Here is a 17317-nt window from a genome sequence, read left to right on the forward strand (position 1 = left end):
GATTGGATAGATACCTCGTTATTTGGGTGATTATTCGTACAACAAACCACCTCCAAGAATAAATCTCGGAGGTTGTTTTGTATATTTAAAAGTGGAGATTATGGGTTCTTAAACCTAATTATTCTTCACCTTTTTTACGACGCTTACCTGCAAGGGCAAGTGTTGCAATCAACATGCCTACACCAAGAGCTGAAACTGCAACAGTGCTTGTTTCACCTGTATTTGGTAGTTGAGCTGTCGTAGATTTCATTGACTTAGTTTCGGTCGATTTAGGTGTTACTGTCACACCAGCGTTCGGAACTTTTGGATCAGTACCTTTTTCTTTTTCGACTTCATCTGAGATGCCATCGTTGTCATCGTCAGTATCAGTCACATCTGGCATACCGTCGCCATCTGTGTCGCGTTGGATTGTAACTGGAACGTCAATTACTTTAGATTCGCCATCTGTTGTAACAGTAACTGGAATAGTGATCTTACGTTCTTCTTCGTCTTTGCCCCAATCGTCCACTTTTGGTGTGCCTACAAGGTTACCATTGCCATCTACTGATACGCCATTGACCGGAGCAGATGGAGTGATTACTGTCTTAGGTGATTCCGGTTTGACAACTTGGGTGCCATCCGGAACTGGTTGACCTTCAAGAACATCTTTAGGCGTTACAGTTACACCTGTATTAGGAGACTTAGGATCAGTACCTTTTTCTTTTTCGACTTCATCTGAGATGCCATCGTTGTCATCATCAGTATCAGTCACATCTGGCATACCATCGCCATCTGTATCGCGTTGGATTGTAACTGGAACGTCAATTACTTTAGATTCGCCATCTGTGGTAACAGTGACTGGGATAGTGATTTCACGTTCTTCTTCGTCTTTGCCCCAATCGTCCACTTTTGGTGTACCTACAAGGTTACCATTGCCATCTACTGATACGCCGTTGACTGGAGCAGATGGAGTGATTGCCGTCTTAGGTGATTCTGGTTTGACAACTTGAGTGCCATCTGGAACTGGTTGACCTTCAAGAACATCTTTAGGTGTTACTGTTACACCTGTATTAGGAGACTTAGGATCGGTGCCGCTTTCCTTCTCTACTTCATCAGTAATACCGTCGTTGTCATCATCAGTATCAGTCACATCTGGCATACCATCGCCATCTGTGTCGCGTTGGATCGTAACTGGTACGTCGATTACTTTAGACTCGCCATCCGTTGTAACAGTGACTGGAACGGTGATTTCACGTTCTTCTTCATCTTTGCCCCAATCGTCTACTTTTGGTGTGCCTACGAGGTTACCATTGCCATCTACTGATACACCATTGACTGGAGTAGATGGAGTGATTACTGTCTTAGGTGATTCTGGTTTGACAACTTGAGTGCCATCCGGAACTGGTTGACCTTCAAGAACATCTTTAGGTGTTACTGTCACGCCAGTGTTCGGTACTTTTGGATCGGTACCTTTTTCTTTTTCGACTTCATCTGAGATGCCATCGTTGTCATCATCAGTATCAGTCACATCTGGCATACCGTCGCCATCTGTGTCGCGTTGAATCGTTACTGGTACGTCGATTACTTTAGATTCGCCATCTGTTGTAACAGTGACTGGGATAGTGATTTCACGTTCTTCTTCATCTTTGCCCCAATCGTCTACTTTTGGTGTGCCTACGAGGTTACCATTGCCATCTACTGATACGCCGTTGACTGGAGCAGATGGAGTGATTACTGTCTTAGGTGATTCTGGTTTGACAACTTGGGTGCCATCTGGAACTGGTTGACCTTCAAGAACATCTTTAGGCGTTACTGTCACACCAACGTTCGGTACTTTTGGATCAGTACCTTTTTCTTTTTCGACTTCATCTGAGATACCATCGTTGTCATCGTCAGTATCAGTCACATCTGGCATACCGTCACCATCTGTGTCGCGTTGGATTGTAACTGGAACGTCGATTACTTTAGACTCGCCATCCGTTGTAACAGTGACTGGGATAGTAATCTTACGTTCTTCTTCATCTTTGCCCCAATCGTCTACTTTTGGTGTACCTACAAGGTTACCATTGCCATCTACTGATACACCATTGACTGGAGTAGATGGAGTGATTACTGTCTTAGGTGATTCTGGTTTAACAACTTGAGTGCCATCCGGAACTGGTTTGCCTTCAAGAACATCTTTAGGTGTTACTGATATGCCCACATTCGGAACTTTTGGATCAGTACCTTTTTCTTTTTCGACTTCATCTGAGATACCATCGTTGTCATCGTCAGTATCAGTCACATCTGGCATACCATCGCCATCTGTATCGCGTTGAATGGTGACTGGTACATTAACTACTTTAGATTCGCCATCTGTTGTAACAGTGACTGGGATAATGATTTCACGTTCTTCTTCGTCTTTGCCCCAATCGTCTACTTTTGGTGTGCCTACAAGGTTACCATTGCCATCTACTGATACGCCGTTGACTGGAGCAGATGGTGTGATTGCCGTCTTAGGTGATTCTGGTTTGACAACTTGGGTACCATCTGGAACCGGTTTGCCTTCAAGAACATCTTTAGACGTTACGGTTACACCTGTATTAGGTTTTGTTGGATCCTTTGGAGCTGGATCTTCTGTATCTAGAATACCATCATTATCATCATCTTTATCGGTTACGTCTGGCATACCATCGCCATCTGTATCACGTTGGATTGTAACTGGAACATCAATTACTTTAGACTCGCCATCTGTTGTAACAGTAACTGGGATAGTGATCTTACGTTCTTCTTCATCTTTACCCCAATCGTCTACTTTTGGTGTACCTACAAGATTACCATTGCCATCTACTGATACGCCATTGACCGGGGCAGATGGAGTAATTACTGTCTTAGGTGATTCTGGTTTGACAACTTGGGTGCCATCCGGAACTGGTTTGCCTTCAAGAACATCTTTAGGCGTTACTGCTATGCCCACATTCGGTACTTTTGGATCGGTATCTTTTTCTTTTTCGACTTCATCTGAGATGCCATCGTTATCATCATCAGTATCAGTCACATCTGGCATACCATCGCCATCTGTATCGCGTTGGATGGTGACTGGTACATTAACTACTTTAGATTCGCCATCTGTTGTAACAGTGACTGGGATAGTGATTTCACGTTCTTCTTCGTCTTTGCCCCAATCGTCCACTTTTGGTGTACCTACAAGATTACCATTGCCATCTACTGATACACCGTTGACCGGAGCAGATGGTGTGATTACTGTCTTAGGTGATTCTGGTTTGACAACTTGAGTACCATCTGGAACTGGTTGACCTTCAAGAACATCTTTAGGTGTTACTGTCACACCAGCGTTCGGTACTTTTGGATCAGTACCTTTTTCTTTTTCGACTTCATCTGAAATACCGTCGTTATCATCATCCTTATCGGTCACATCTGGCATACCATCGCCATCTGTATCGCGTTGAACAGTGATTGTAATGGTTTTGATTACTGGTTTATTGTCTTTGTCGACAATCGGATTACCTTTATCATCCTTAGCTTCAACTGTTACAGTGAAATCACGTTTCTCTTCATCTTTGCCCCAATTTGTAATCTTCTTAGGAGTTCCTGTGACTTCTCCTTTATTTGGATCAAATGTGAGACCATCTGGCAAGCCTGTTACTTTAACTGTTGCCTTTGGATTATCAGATGTTACAGTCACTGGGATTGGTTTAACTGGTTGACCTTCGGTTACTGTAGCATCATCTGCTGTAATAACTGTATTCGTTGCTTTCTTAGGATTTTTATCCTCTGTATCCGGAATACCATCATTATCATCATCCTTATCGGTCACATCTGGCATACCGTCACCATCTGTGTCTAATTGGAACTTAGCTTTCGCATTCTCCACAGTCTTATCTTCATAAGTCACCTTAACTGGTACTTCAATGCTTTCAACTGTCGTGCCATTAGCAACTGTAACTGTTACAACACCCGTCGTTGGGTTGATTTTTGCAGTATATCCTTCTGGAACTTCGAAATCTGATGGAATTTCATAAGTTGCATTCTTTGGAGCTGCTACTGGTCGACCGCTTGCATCTGTAAATGTAGGTGTTGAGATAGCTGGAGTACCTGGAACGACATTTGTGACTGGATAGTTTGGCTTTGCTTTTACAACATCGCTCAAGGCAGTCGCAAATTTCTCTACTTCTGGAGATCTAACATAGCCATCTAGCTCGGTAGGATCTTGCTTTTCAGCACGAGTAACAACACGATCTCTTGCCGCAAAAGTTTTTCCATCTGGTAAGGTTAGAGTGATATTTCCTGTTTTTGGATTAGTTGATACAGTGACATTCGCCGCATTTTCCTCCGCCACATAAGTTCCATCTGGCTTTTTCACTAATTTAACAGATTTCCCTTGAACTCCGACAAAGATTTGGTCAACGTCAGATTTTGGAACAAGCTCAACACTTCTGTCACCTTCTTTAAAGTCAGTAATTTCAACTGTACTTACAGTGGCTTTCACAATGACAGTGACATCCTCATCTTTATAAACACTAGAATCTGTAACAACCCTGACTGTAAATACATAAGTACCGGCTTTAAGTTTAGACAAGTCTTCATTCTCATTCTTCAAGAGAACTTTACGGTAACCCTTGCCTTCTGCTACATTAGCTACACCACCTGTATTGATCTCTACTTGGCTTAGAATATCGCTTTCAGTGACACCTTCCCAGTCTTCTTTGATTACAGTACCTTTAACGGCAGTATCCAAAACATAGGTCATGTATTTATTGTTGGAAAGAACATCGGTTACATTGTCCTTATTATCTGTCACTTTCAGTCCGCGAGAATAATAACCAAGTTTGTCTACAGAAGCAGTACCGTATGCGTTTCCGTCTTTGTCTACTGAATAACCTAATGAACTTGGTTGGTTAACTTCGACAGACTTAATGCCTTCTGGATCTACTAAGTCAGCGATTTTTACCTTGTCCAAACCATCTGGCTTATTAGAGCTATCAACTGTCTTAATTGGTGTCTTATTGAAGATAAAGATGTCGTGCTTGTTGGTAGCTGTCGATGGTGTATTTTCTTCTATCGGACCAGCACCCTTCAAGAAACCGTCATCAGTGATGATTTTTCTATCTCCATAACGTTGCTCTTGAGTTAAACGGGTTAGAGTATCATCCCAATCAGGGTTAGTGGGTGAGGCTGAAGAACGTAAATCATTCTCCGTATCTAGGTAGGTACGAGAAGCGGCAGAGCGTACATATAGGGTGTGATTTGGTCCGTGGGTAATAACTTCAATAACATAATCAGCCGCCCCTACATCTCTCCATGATTCATCATAGAGAATTACGCGGTTAGCACCCGATCCCTTAGAGGGTTTTTCATTCGGTGCAAAAGCATCATTGCCTCTGGACCCAAAATAGTTACTCAATTCCCCCTCAAAGTTGATATAACCGAGTCTGTCTTGGTAATTATACACCGTCAAGTCTGGTGAACCAGAAGTGATTTTAATATCACCCCCACCAGCAGTATTGTTAAACTTATCACTAGTAGCAATTACCATATACTGCCAATGCCACTTAGATTTGGAATCATGGGTAATCACCCATTTGACCATATCTAAGCCTTCTGAGTCTTTACCAATATATTGAGACGTAACTGACTTGATACCATATTTCCAATCAGATGGACGATTTAAAACTTCCACAGGGTCCGCAAGGGCTGTTGCACCTAATTGAGCCGTGATGACACCATCTGGACTAAATTTGCGCAATTCCACAGCTAGTGCTTCTACGTTTGTACGAACCGAATTAATCTGTGTATACAACTGTTCAACCGTTGCAGCTGAATTTGCCAGTAATACTTCTGACTGATTAGCTACCAAACGAGCATTTGTCACTGCAGTTTTTAGCAATGAATTATTAGATTCAGTTGTTGCAACCAATCTCTCACCCTGTGAGGCAAGAACTGCCGCTTCAGATGATACTTGGTCTAAAAGATGTTTTACGTCTTCAATAGTTGCTGGCTCTGTAGCTACCCTTGCTTTAAATTCAGCTGGTACAGCTGATGACGTTGAGATTGCAGTATCAATTGGTAAAGTTGAGGTTGTTACGCTTGCTGTCTCCGCTGCTTGCTTCACAACTTTGAAAACAATTTTTGTACTTCCTCCTTCTACTACTCCAGAATTAATCGTTGCCACTTCATTGGCTGCTAGTTGATACCCTTCCGGTAGCTCAGCTGTCTCAGTCACAATTGCAATCGCAATAGAGTCTTTTGTAGTCAAGGAAACTGATTTGGCTACTGTAGCTACAGCAGTACCAGTTTCATCTTGATATTCAACTGTATAGTCAATTTTTGTTGCACGCTCTACCACATCCTTAGAGGACACAGCATCTGTTGCAGTCGTATCTGTTGATGTTATTGCATCAGTGGATGCCTCCGTTTTATCAGTAGATAAACTTATTGTCTCAGCAACAGAATTTGATGGCGCTGTATCCATCGTCAATGCTGAAACTTCCATACCTCCTGACAAAGCAAGCGATACCCCAAGTAATACACTTGCGGCTCCACAATGATACTTACGAATTGAAAAACGTTGCTTGGCATTGTACCAATCAAATTTTTTCGGTCGTTTTCGTTCCATGTTAACGATCTCCTTCTTTATTAAAAAACATAACCAGAGCAACTGACATTGATACTTCAAACTATTTCTACAGTTTGCCTCACTTTTAGGACAGTTTTATAAATTTATAAAAAGATAACTTAAAACTATAATTATTAAATGCCATTCACTACTAGCTTGTTTATTTTATCACCCTATCTTCAAATTTGTCAAGGTTTTATGCGTTTTTTCAAGAAATAAACTTGCTTTTAAAGTGAATATTTTCCCTGTTTTATCTGTATTTTTATTTGTTTGAAGACTAATACTATTATTTCACCCAAAAGCCATTCTTTAGAAGCCTTATAGAATAAGCACTCTGAACTTAACAAATATAAAATTTAATATATTTCTAAATGTATATTTTTAAATTTTTTCTAGAATTTTTCAAATTCCCCTTTGATTTGCACATAGCATTACGTGTAAAAAGGGATTCATTTTATAGATACAACCCGTGGTGCTAGTTCATTTCAAAATAGCGTAAATTATGAGCTAGAATAATTTGTTCAATTTGCAACTGTAGTCCGGCTATCCCTCTAGTTAATGTATGTTCGATGTCAAAGAGACGACACAGTTCAGAAAAACGTGTTTCAATAGTTCGTCTCATGGTCATTACTTTCCAATTGTTATGTTCTTCAGCCCCTGTCATGTTTTGTCGAAATGGCGTCCATAGATGGTAACCTTGTTGTTCTAAGTCCTTCTTGAGTTCACTGCTCAGGTAGCCTAAATCACCTAGGATAACCGATTGCTTACACCCCTCTAATAGCTCATAAACCACCTTGATATCATGGACAGAGGCAGGTGTGACAACATAGTTCAGAATAAAACCAGATAAGGTCACCAGCATATGAACCTTGAAGCCGTAGAACCAAAGATGTTTAGAGGCGTTGTAGCCAATATCGGCTAATCCATTAAAAATGGTTGCTCTGTGATTGCGAACAGGTTGGCAAAGTGGCAAAGGAAAACTATCTATAATGGCTAGTTTATCAGATGGAAGCATTTCACTCATAGCTTTTCGGATTAATTGGACGAGCCAAATCAATTGTTTTGACCGACGATTGAAACGACTTCTTTCTAGTAACTGACCGCAAGGGAAGAGGTGGCAGATGGTGTAGAAATGGCGTTGTGATGTTATGCCTAGTTCTGCTTGTATCAAAAGCAAGACAAGGAGTGATTCATCTGAAACTTTAACTAAGCCAACATTTCGCCGATATTTGAAGGAATCCGGGCAATAGTTGTGGTAGAAGTGATGACAAATTTGTGATAATTGGCGTACATTCCATTGCAAATGATGAGATTTAGCGGTATACTGTAAGTGGCTCATTTGGACTAACCTCCTGTATGTTTCGTCACTTACAGTATAGTCCATTTGGGCTTTTTATTGTATTTTGAAATGAACTAGCACCACGGGTAGATACACTATGTTTGCTTTATTTCAAACTTTCAACGCTCCCCCACAGACTGTTTGACGGAAGCTACACTCGTTTCGCTTCAATTAAAATTTGAACAAGCAAAAATAGCTTAAAATCAACGTTTTTGACGACGTAATTCTAAGCTACTTTCTATATTTTAAGACTTTTTGCGCAGCCTCAAAGATTAAATAGGATTTGCAGAGCACATTTCCACGGTTTGTGTTTTACACTCCAAATCTGGCCTCTATGACTGTTACAAACAAAGTATTTCCAACTACCAGTTAACTTAATGGCATTAACAAAAGCATATGCCTACTTTCATCATTTAATGGATTAAAACTTCCCTAAATTCGTCAAGTCTTTTTTGTCTGGCATGACTTCCTTGTTGTCCCAGTGCTCTACAATTTTTCCATCTTTGAGGCGGTAGATGTCAAAGTGGGCGTAGTCCTGACCTGCAATCCAAACTTTCGAGTAAGCCACCACATAATCGCCCTGTCCCATCACCTTGAAGACAAAATCGTAGTCGACAGCCTTATCGACCAGATAATCCTTATAAGCTGCACCGCCTTGAGCGATTTCCTGGTTGTGCTGAATAAGATCAGCTGCCACATAGTCGTCAAATTTCTCGATTTCCCCATTTTGAAGGACATCAACCAAGAAACGACGGACGATTTTCTTGTTGTCCTCAGTCTTATCTAGGTCAGTCAGCTCAAAGTCTGCGTAAATCGGGTCTGTTTGGCCAATGGTTTTTGGATAGGCATCAATGACATCCCAATGCTCGACGATACGGCCGTTTTCATCTGAACGGAAGATGTCCGCCGTCACCCACTCAGCCTCACCGTCATTGAGTTTCTGGTGGACATGGACAAAGACGAAATTCCCGTCCTCAATGGCACGGACGATATTGATTTCCCGCTTGGGATTGCGTTTGAAAAAGTCCTCAAAGAAAGCCGTAAAGCCCTCTTTCTCATCAGGCACACCCGTACTGTGCTGGGTATAGCTGACTCCCATATAGTTTTCATGCACTTCCTTGATTTCCCCGTCGCGAATGCCACGAAGGTAAAGATTTTTAGCATTTTCTAGTTGATTTGACATGATTTTCTCTTATTTTAACAATCCTTCTTGTTCTAAATATTCCCTCGCCACTTGCTCTGCCGACTTGCCTTCCACATCGACCGCATAGTTCATCCGCGTCATTTCCTCGGTCGAGATGTTGCCTGCCAAGACCCCTAGGGCTTGCTCCAACTCAGGGTATTTCTCTAGGGTTTCTTTGGACAATAGCGGAGCGGCCTGGTAGGGTGGGAAGAGCCGTTTGTCGTCTTCTAGGATTTTCAATTTGTAAGTGACTACCTTGCTGTCTGTAGAATATGCTTCGATAATCTGCACATTACCACTCTTAATAGCTTCATAACGAAGGGCTGGCTCCATGGTCTTGACATTGAGTTGGAGATTGTATAGATTTTTTAGACCGATATTACCATCTTCGCGATCGTTAAACTCTAATGAGAAGCCTGCAACAGCTGTCTGCTGCACTTTTGCCAAATCCGAAATCTTTTCAATCCCATTTTTCTGAGCATAATCTTCCGTTACAGCCAAAGCATAGGTATTCTGGAAAGCCATTGGTGCTAGGTAAACCAAGCCATCCTGCTCCAAAATCGCCTCTTTAGCATAAGTGTAAACCTCATCAGAATTAGTAGATAAATCCATTGATGAATTTTTCAAAAGAGTACTTGTAATGGTCCCTGTGTACTCAGGATAAATATCAATAGAACCTGATTTGAGTGCCTCATAAAGGAAGCTAGTCTTTCCGAAATTAGGTTTTATCTCCACCTTGATGTCTGTCCGGTCCTCAATCAACAACTTATACATATTGATGAGAATTTCAGGTTCTGCACCAAGCTTCCCTGCAATGACCAACTGTTTTGTGGAAAAGTTAAGCATGGGAACATAACTAGCTCCAACAGTAAATAAAGTCACCAATAGAGCTAATAAAATTGTCTTGGGTTTCTTGTCCTGCAACAGACGAATGCCATAACCAAAAAGTACTGCAAGGACAGCCGACGATACCGCACCAATCAAAATCAGGGCTGAATCATTGCGGTCAATTCCAAGTAGAATAAAGGAGCCCAGGCCCCCAGCCCCCACCAAGGCTGCCAGAGTCGCCGTTCCGATAATCATAATGGAAGCCGTCCGAATCCCTGACATCAAAATAGGCATGGCAAGAGCTAACTTAAATTTTTTCAACTTCTCCCATTTATTCATACCAAAAGCGGTTGCTGCTTCTTCCAGAGAAGGGTCGATTTCTCCAAGTCCTGTCAATGTCCCCTGCAAGATAGGAAAGATAGCATAAATAACAAGTGCTACTACTGCTGGCAAGGTTCCGATTCCCATAAAAGGAATGAAAAGACCAAGCAAAGCAAGGGATGGAATAGTTTGGAAGATACCTGTTATTTGCAGACTCCACTCGGTCAAGCGTTTTTTACTAGATAGAATCAGTCCCAAAGGTACTGCAATGGCAATCGCAATAATCAAAGCTAGAAGGGAGATGCGAAGGTGTTCAAAAAGAGCGATTCCCCACTCGTCCTTGCGTTCTATAAAGGTTTCAAATAGGTTCATTACATACCTCCTCGAGCTCTGATAAATTCCTTGACAAAATCATTGGCAGGATGATTCCTCAATTCATCAGGACTTCCTAATTGCACAACTTGTCCATCTTGCATGAGACAGATGCGATCCGCCAATTTAACTGCCTCATCCATATCATGGGTAACGAAAACCGTTGTCATCTTGAATTCCTCATGTAATTCCTTAATCAAGTCCTGCAACTGAGCCTTACTGATTGGATCCAGAGCTGAGAAAGGTTCGTCCATGAGTAACACTTTCGGATTGGCAATGATGGCCCGCAAAATCCCAATCCGCTGCTTTTCTCCTCCAGACAAGTCCTTGGGCAAACGATCCAGATAGCTGTCTGGCTCCAAGCCAACCTTGGTCAAGAGCTCTCTCGTCCTCGTCAAGGTTTCTTCCTTGCCCAAACCTTTCATTTCAGGAATAAGAGCAATGTTTTCAGCTACCGTCATATTTGGAAAAAGGGCTATCTGCTGAAGGACATAACCTGTTTCCAAACGTAAGTCACGCAGGTCGAAATCCTTAAGTCGCTTACCTTGAAAAAAAACCTCTCCCTCGGTCTGCTCAATTAGACGGTTAATCAATTTCAACGTAGTTGTCTTTCCGCTACCACTCGGTCCAATCAAGACAAAGAACTCCCCTTCTTGAATATCAAAGGTCAAATTTTTCAAGATTGGTCCACTAACCTTACAGGTCAGAGATACATTTTGATAATCAATCATCATCTTCTCCTTTTAAAATAGCCATGAGACTCTGACTGTAGCGCTGAATTAATCCTAGCATAAGCTCCTGTTCCTCCTGACTGAGTTGAGACAGCGCCTTATTTTCCGCCTCCTCTAAGGGATCTAAAATGCGACTAGCAAATTGTTGCCCCTCCTCTGTCAATTTAATTTTCTTATGTCGCTTATCTGCTGGATTCTCCTCTAAAACTACCAGGCCTCCATCCAAAAATTTCTTTACAGTAGCATTGACAACTTGTTTGCTTGAATAGGTCTTCTTACTGACCCAGTTTTGCGTCACACCTCCGGGATTATAATAAATCCACATGAGAATGGATAAGCATTTTGCATTGAGTCCATGTCCACGAGCATAGTCTTCATAAAGACCGACTTGCTGGTCAAACATACGAGCATAATCCTTACTCCTTTTCTCAACTTCCATCATCCTTCCCCCTCCTCAGTGAGCACAACTACCTTACTAAAATCCTCTGGTCTACTAGTGTTCAAAACAACAACAATTTTCACAACGACTTCCTCCTGTAATCATGTTAGTCAATATTTTTTACTATTTTACCAAAAAAAGAAAAATAGTCAATCATTTTGACTATTTTGAAATATCAACTACCTTATTATAGATTCCCGTCTTCATCCACTCAAACATATTAAATCCCTGATATTATCTGCTTTTATACTCTTCGAAAACCAAAAATAACCGTTGTCAACTTGCCTTGATGAGTGAAAAGCTCCAGTGGAGGTTTTCAGCCTGTTACCTTGAAATAAGAAAGTAACAGAGTTCTATCTTCGGCTTCGTTTCCTAGGCTACTTTTGATTTTCATTGAGTATTAATTTACACAAAACAAATGATAATCAGATAACAAAACTAGCCTAGAATCTTCTAAGCTAGTTTCATTTTATCCTTCAACTGCTTCTGAGGCAGTTTCACTTGCTACTTCTGAAACAGTTTCTGATACCACTTCAGTTTGAACATCTTCGATATCAATTTCAATATCTTCAGACACAACTACAGCATCCTCAATATCTTCTTCTGTCAAATCCACTGTCGGAGCTTTAGCAGTTTTTGCCTTGATAGCTTCCAAAATGTCAGCCGTTGACAAGTTTTGTTCCGCAATTTTTTCCTTGATTTGCTCAAAGGTTTCCAAGGATTTTTCCTTACCAGACTTGACCAAATCTTCTACTGTCAATTCACCCGTTTCAAGTTGAGTTTTTACTTCGGTAAATCGTTCAGTCGCTTGTTTGCCTAGGTCTTGTGCCTTATTGACAAAATCAGCATTGATTTCTTCATGGTTTTCCTTATAGTCATTAGCAAAGTTTACAACTTTTTCTTTGACTGTTTTACCAGTTTTACTTGCTAGAAAAGCAGCTGCAGCAGCTCCGCCTGCTGCCCCTAACAAAAGGCTAGTCCACACGCTACTAGATTTTTTTACCATTTTTTTCTCCTTTCTTACCTAAGAGAGATGAGAGAGTTGACAGAGCTGAAAGAGCTCCGCCGGCTTTTACAGTACTTGCTCCAGCAGACTTAGCTTTGACTGTCAAATCACGCGCTGAAGCATTCAAATCAGATACAGAAGTTGACAAGTCAGCTACCGCTACAAAAAGAGGATCAAGGGTCGAAACCTTACCATTTACATCTTCGACTAAGACATTGGTTTTAGCCAAAAGCTCGTTGGTCTGATAGAGAGTCACATTGACATCGCTGGTCAAGACCTTAAGCGTTTGCTGGGCTTCATCTGTCACCGTACCCAATTTTTTCAACAACAAAACAATATATACTGCCACCGCCGCGATGGACAAGGCAATAATCAAGACAGAAATTTCAATAATCATATCTTCTCCTTTAGGGTTGATAGAATGAAATAGAAGACTTTCTTCTCCGCAACACAACCATGATAATACCAACGAGGATTAACACCCCAGATAGCCATTGTGAAACACGTATTCCCAAGAACATGAGGCTGTCCGTCCGCAAGCCTTCTATCAAAAGGCGACCACAACCATACCAGACTAGGTAGAAAGCTGTTATTTCTCCCTGTTTAAGGAATTTTGGCCGTCTACGTAACACACAAACCAAGCCAAAGCCTAGCAAATTCCAGAGAGACTCAAACAAGAAGGTTGGTTGACGGTAGGCACCATCAATATACATCTGGTCTCGGATAAAGGCTGGCAGGTAGTTCAAACTTTCTACTGCCTTACCATAGGCCTCTTGGTTAAAGAAATTTCCCCAACGACCGATTGCCTGAGCAATCATGACCGATGGCGCTACAATATCCAAAAAATCCAGGGTATTAATAAAGCGATACTGGGTAAAGAAATAAAGGACAATCGCACCTGTAATCAAACCACCATAGATGGCAATACCACCGTTCCAGATAGCGAAGATAGATAAAATGTTATCCTTGTATTCGCTCCATGAAAAGGCTACATAGTAAATCCGTGCCCCCAGGATAGAAAGCGGAAATGCGATTAGAATAAAATCTAAAATATCATCCTGACGGATTTTCTTTCGTGGTCCCTCTTTTGTCGCCAAATAAACACCTAGAATCAGACCAAGCAAAATACAGATTGCATACCAACGAATTTCTAAGGGACCTAATTTAATCGCAATAGGATCCATATTAAACCTCTTCTCTATTGTGCTCAATTAAATTAGACAAGCGTTCTTCGAAGATTTTCGTTGCATCAAACCCCATCTGTTTGGCACGGTAGTTCATGGCTGCTGCTTCAATTACAACAGAAATATTTCGACCGGTTTTTACAGGAATACGTATTTGTGGAATAGCAATTCCTGCTATTTCGATACTATCGCCAGAATTTCCCAAACGGTCAAATACCTTACCTGTTTCAAAATTTTCTAAGTAGACAGCCAACTGCACTTCTGATGAATCTTTTACGGCACTAGCACCATATAGACTCATAATATCGATAATGCCAACTCCTCGAATCTCTAATAAGTGGCGCAGAATTTCCGCAGGTTCACCCCAGAGAGTCACATCGTCTTTTGCATAGACATCAACACGGTCATCAGCCACCAATCGGTGTCCTCGTTTAACCAACTCAAGACCAGTCTCACTCTTACCGATACCAGAATCACCCTGGATAAGCACACCCATACCGTAAATGTCCATCAAGACACCGTGTACACTCGTCCGCTGAGCCAGGCGACTATCCAAGTAAGAAGACAATTCTCCCGATAGACGACTGGTTGCTGTCTTGCTTCGGCAGATAGCAATTTGTTTTTCTTTTGCAGCCTTGTACATCTCCTCAGGGATTTCCAAGCCACGTGCCACTATGACAACAGGGGTTTCTGGCTGGAACATCTGAGAAAGAACCTGATATCGGTTATGGGCAGTCATGGCCATCAAATAAGACCATTCCTTCATCCCTATCAACTGGATGCGCTCTGGAGCATAGTAATCAAAATAGCCAGTCATTTCCAATCCTGGTCGGGTAATATCTGCCGTCGTAATTTGCTTTTGCAGGAGCTCTTCCGTACTGTAAGCACATTCAATCCGCAGATTATCGACCAAATCTTTCACATAAACGGTCATTTCTTCCCTCACTTTCAGTTTTATTATATTATACCATAAGCTAGGGGTTGGGGGAAAAACAAGAGGCTGATTTGGTAAAAAGAATGAGTTTCTTTCTTTTTCTCACAAAATTAGCAAAACTTCCACAGATTAAATGCACTTCTCTTCCTACGCTACATATTTTTAACAAATCTGTTATACTTTATATAGATTAATACTTACTAATAAGGAGAAAATCATGGAACCCTTGTTTCTCACACCTGTTATGCACGAAAAAATTTGGGGGGGCAATCGCCTAAGGACCAACTACCACTACGACATTCTTAGTGAAAAGACTGGGGAATGTTGGGCAATCTCTGCCCATCCAAATGGCGTAACTACTGTCTCAAACGGTCAATATAAAGGAAGAGGACTGGATGACCTCTATAAGAATGAAAAACATTTATTTGGCAATCCAACAGATGATGTCTTTCCATTATTAACAAAAATCCTTGATGCAGACGATTGGCTTAGCGTCCAAGTCCATCCCGATGATAGCTATGGCTTGGCTCACGAAGGAGAACTGGGCAAGACAGAATGTTGGTACATTTTGGAAGCCGAGGAAGGCGCTGAGATCATTTATGGTCACAATGCCCAATCCAAAGAAGAACTCCGTCAGCAAATCGAAGCTGGAGATTGGGACAAGCTGTTGACCCATGTCCCCGTCAAAAAGGGTGATTTCTTCTTTGTACCAAGCGGCACCATGCACGCCATCGGTAAGGGAATCCTGATTTTAGAAACCCAACAATCTAGTGATACAACCTACCGTGTCTATGACTTTGACCGCCGTGACGATGCAGGCAACCTCCGTGAACTTCACATTGAGAAATCGATTGATGTACTGACCATCGGACCTGTTGCTAACTCCACACCTGCCCACCTCAAAGCGGGCAATCTTGACTCGACACTTCTGGTTGCCAATCCCTTCTTTACCGTATATAAATGGAATATCCAACAAGAAATTAAAATGGAACAGACAGTTCCTTACCTGCTTGTCAGTGTCATTGAAGGGGAAGGTGCCATCCAAGTCGGTGAAACCAGCTACCCACTTCAAAAAGGAAGCCACTTTATCTTACCAGCCGATGTGATAGACTGGACATTTACAGGACAAATGAACATCATCGCAAGCCACACAAACTAATACTCTTCGAAAATCAAAATTATCCGTTGTCAACTTGCCTTGATGAACTCAAGTTCTATCTTCGACTTCGTTTCCTAGGCTACTTTTGATTTTCATTGAGTATAAGCATACAAAAAACTTGAGCCTTTAAACTCAAGTTTTTTTGTATTATTCAAACCAAGACTTATTTATCTTTTCCGCTTCTTTTATCTTACGTGGACCTGTTCCATAGCGTTCCGCGTCCCTATCTTCCTTATAAGGTAAAAAATAAGCTGCTGCAATATAGAGAGCAATCAGAAGGAGGAAGGATTTGCCTAAGAGGAGACCTGCAATAAATATCGCGCGTGTTACCCAGGATTCCCAGCCCAATTTATGCGCTATGCCGGCAAGAACCCCAGATACTATCTTCCCCTGCCTTACTTTATACAATTCAATTGACATCTTTTATTCCTTTCACGTAAAAGCCCCCTTGACCTGTTTGTACCTTCAAGAAAAGTAAATCATTGCCAGATTTTTCAAACTGATAGGGACTATTTTTCTTTTTCCGGTTAACCAAGACATGACCGGATTGCGACTCAATCTGCCCCCGAATTCCCTGGCCTTTGCCAGTGTGTAAAGTCAAGGGAGCCTGAGCTAGTTGCACATACAAGTGTTGGGGATAACCACCGCAAGTCGTCAAGCGAATATCCTGTTGTTTTTTATCCCTTGAACTGCGGATAGAAATATCTTCAAATGGTAAGTAATCCAAGCGAGCATCTGCCTGACCAAGTTCCAAATCCAGCACCGACATCCATTCCTGAGGCAAGTTGATTGTCAAACGACAGGCCAAGCTACTGTGAAAATAAAGCCCCTTTTTTTCAACATAAAGACGAGGAAGCTTATCTTCTGGTGCATCTTGATTGTAGCAAATCTCCACACTAATCTGATTATTTTTAGACTTAGCCAAAGTTAGACGTCCCTCAGATAATTTTAAAAAGAGTGATTCAATCCCTTCAAAACTATAGGATTGTTTCAATTTGGAGGAAGCAAAGACCTTAAAACTTGGCAAGGTAAAATTCAATTTTACTTTTTCTTCCACAAAAAGAAAGTCTGGTTCTTGATTCATTTCCTTAAAACAGGCACGCGCCTCTTCCTTGGTCAAGACACCTTTTTCATATAACTCAATTAAGCGTTCTTCTCTCTTTTGCGTCATAGACTCACCTCAATTCTACTCTAGTATATCACATTTCTCCACAAAAAAATCAGCC

General features: G+C 41.5%; 13 protein-coding genes. 1 reads left to right on the plus strand and 12 read right to left on the minus strand.

Annotated features, from left to right (window positions below):
• Nucleotides 1-118: 118 nt before the first annotated feature.
• The 10 genes from ODU50_RS05635 to hprK form a co-directional block, all read right to left on the minus strand.
• Entirely contained in the window at nucleotides 119-6595 is a 6477-nt protein-coding gene (locus tag ODU50_RS05635) for a YPDG domain-containing protein (RefSeq protein WP_203181274.1), read from the minus strand.
• Between the two features lie 475 nt (nucleotides 6596-7070).
• Nucleotides 7071-7934, minus strand: coding sequence for an IS982 family transposase (locus ODU50_RS05640; protein ID WP_105153313.1), 864 nt, complete (start codon nucleotides 7932-7934; stop codon nucleotides 7071-7073).
• Nucleotides 7935-8355: 421 nt separating this feature from the next.
• A complete protein-coding gene (locus tag ODU50_RS05645; RefSeq protein WP_105153314.1) occupies nucleotides 8356-9117 on the minus strand; it encodes a nuclear transport factor 2 family protein in 762 nt (253 codons plus the stop codon).
• 9 nt (nucleotides 9118-9126) lie between these two features.
• The gene (locus tag ODU50_RS05650) at nucleotides 9127-10638 is read right to left on the minus strand and encodes an ABC transporter permease/substrate-binding protein (protein WP_105153315.1); all 1512 of its coding nucleotides are present in this window, start codon (nucleotides 10636-10638) and stop codon (nucleotides 9127-9129) included.
• On the minus strand, nucleotides 10638-11369 hold the full coding sequence (locus tag ODU50_RS05655; protein ID WP_002936747.1) for an ABC transporter ATP-binding protein: 732 nt from the start codon (nucleotides 11367-11369) through the stop codon (nucleotides 10638-10640). Before ODU50_RS05655 ends, ODU50_RS05650 begins: the two co-directional genes overlap by 1 nt.
• A complete protein-coding gene (locus tag ODU50_RS05660) occupies nucleotides 11362-11811 on the minus strand; it encodes a MarR family winged helix-turn-helix transcriptional regulator (RefSeq protein ID WP_002936751.1) in 450 nt (149 codons plus the stop codon). The genes ODU50_RS05655 and ODU50_RS05660 overlap by 8 nt, the downstream gene beginning before the upstream one ends.
• A 466-nt stretch (nucleotides 11812-12277) precedes the next feature.
• Nucleotides 12278-12814 (minus strand): YtxH domain-containing protein, encoded by a 537-nt coding sequence (locus ODU50_RS05665; RefSeq protein ID WP_105153316.1) that lies wholly within the window; start codon nucleotides 12812-12814, stop codon nucleotides 12278-12280.
• A complete protein-coding gene (locus ODU50_RS05670) occupies nucleotides 12798-13208 on the minus strand; it encodes a DUF948 domain-containing protein (RefSeq protein WP_024376744.1) in 411 nt (136 codons plus the stop codon). The genes ODU50_RS05665 and ODU50_RS05670 overlap by 17 nt, the downstream gene beginning before the upstream one ends.
• Nucleotides 13209-13221: 13 nt before the next feature.
• Nucleotides 13222-13998 carry a prolipoprotein diacylglyceryl transferase gene (lgt, locus tag ODU50_RS05675; RefSeq protein ID WP_023371045.1) on the minus strand — a complete coding sequence of 259 codons (777 nt, stop codon included), beginning with the start codon at nucleotides 13996-13998 and terminating at the stop codon, nucleotides 13222-13224.
• A gap of 1 nt (nucleotide 13999) precedes the next feature.
• Nucleotides 14000-14932: an HPr(Ser) kinase/phosphatase gene (hprK, locus tag ODU50_RS05680; RefSeq protein ID WP_002936769.1), complete on the minus strand. Its 933-nt coding sequence runs from the start codon at nucleotides 14930-14932 to the stop codon at nucleotides 14000-14002.
• 214 nt (nucleotides 14933-15146) lie between these two features.
• Here hprK and manA point away from each other — a divergent pair, with 214 nt between their 5' ends.
• Nucleotides 15147-16091 carry a mannose-6-phosphate isomerase, class I gene (gene manA / locus ODU50_RS05685; RefSeq protein WP_321166578.1) on the plus strand — a complete coding sequence of 315 codons (945 nt, stop codon included), beginning with the start codon at nucleotides 15147-15149 and terminating at the stop codon, nucleotides 16089-16091.
• A gap of 147 nt (nucleotides 16092-16238) precedes the next feature.
• Here manA and ODU50_RS05690 read toward each other — a convergent pair whose 3' ends face one another.
• Both ODU50_RS05690 and ODU50_RS05695 read right to left on the minus strand, forming a co-directional pair.
• Nucleotides 16239-16511: a PspC domain-containing protein gene (locus ODU50_RS05690; RefSeq protein ID WP_002936774.1), complete on the minus strand. Its 273-nt coding sequence runs from the start codon at nucleotides 16509-16511 to the stop codon at nucleotides 16239-16241.
• Nucleotides 16501-17262 carry a hypothetical protein gene (locus ODU50_RS05695; RefSeq protein ID WP_015647182.1) on the minus strand — a complete coding sequence of 254 codons (762 nt, stop codon included), beginning with the start codon at nucleotides 17260-17262 and terminating at the stop codon, nucleotides 16501-16503. Before ODU50_RS05695 ends, ODU50_RS05690 begins: the two co-directional genes overlap by 11 nt.
• Between the last annotated feature and the right edge of the window lie 55 nt (nucleotides 17263-17317).

This window comes from Streptococcus sp. 2020WUSS084, assembly GCF_044427445.1.
GTDB lineage: Bacteria > Bacillota > Bacilli > Lactobacillales > Streptococcaceae > Streptococcus > Streptococcus suis.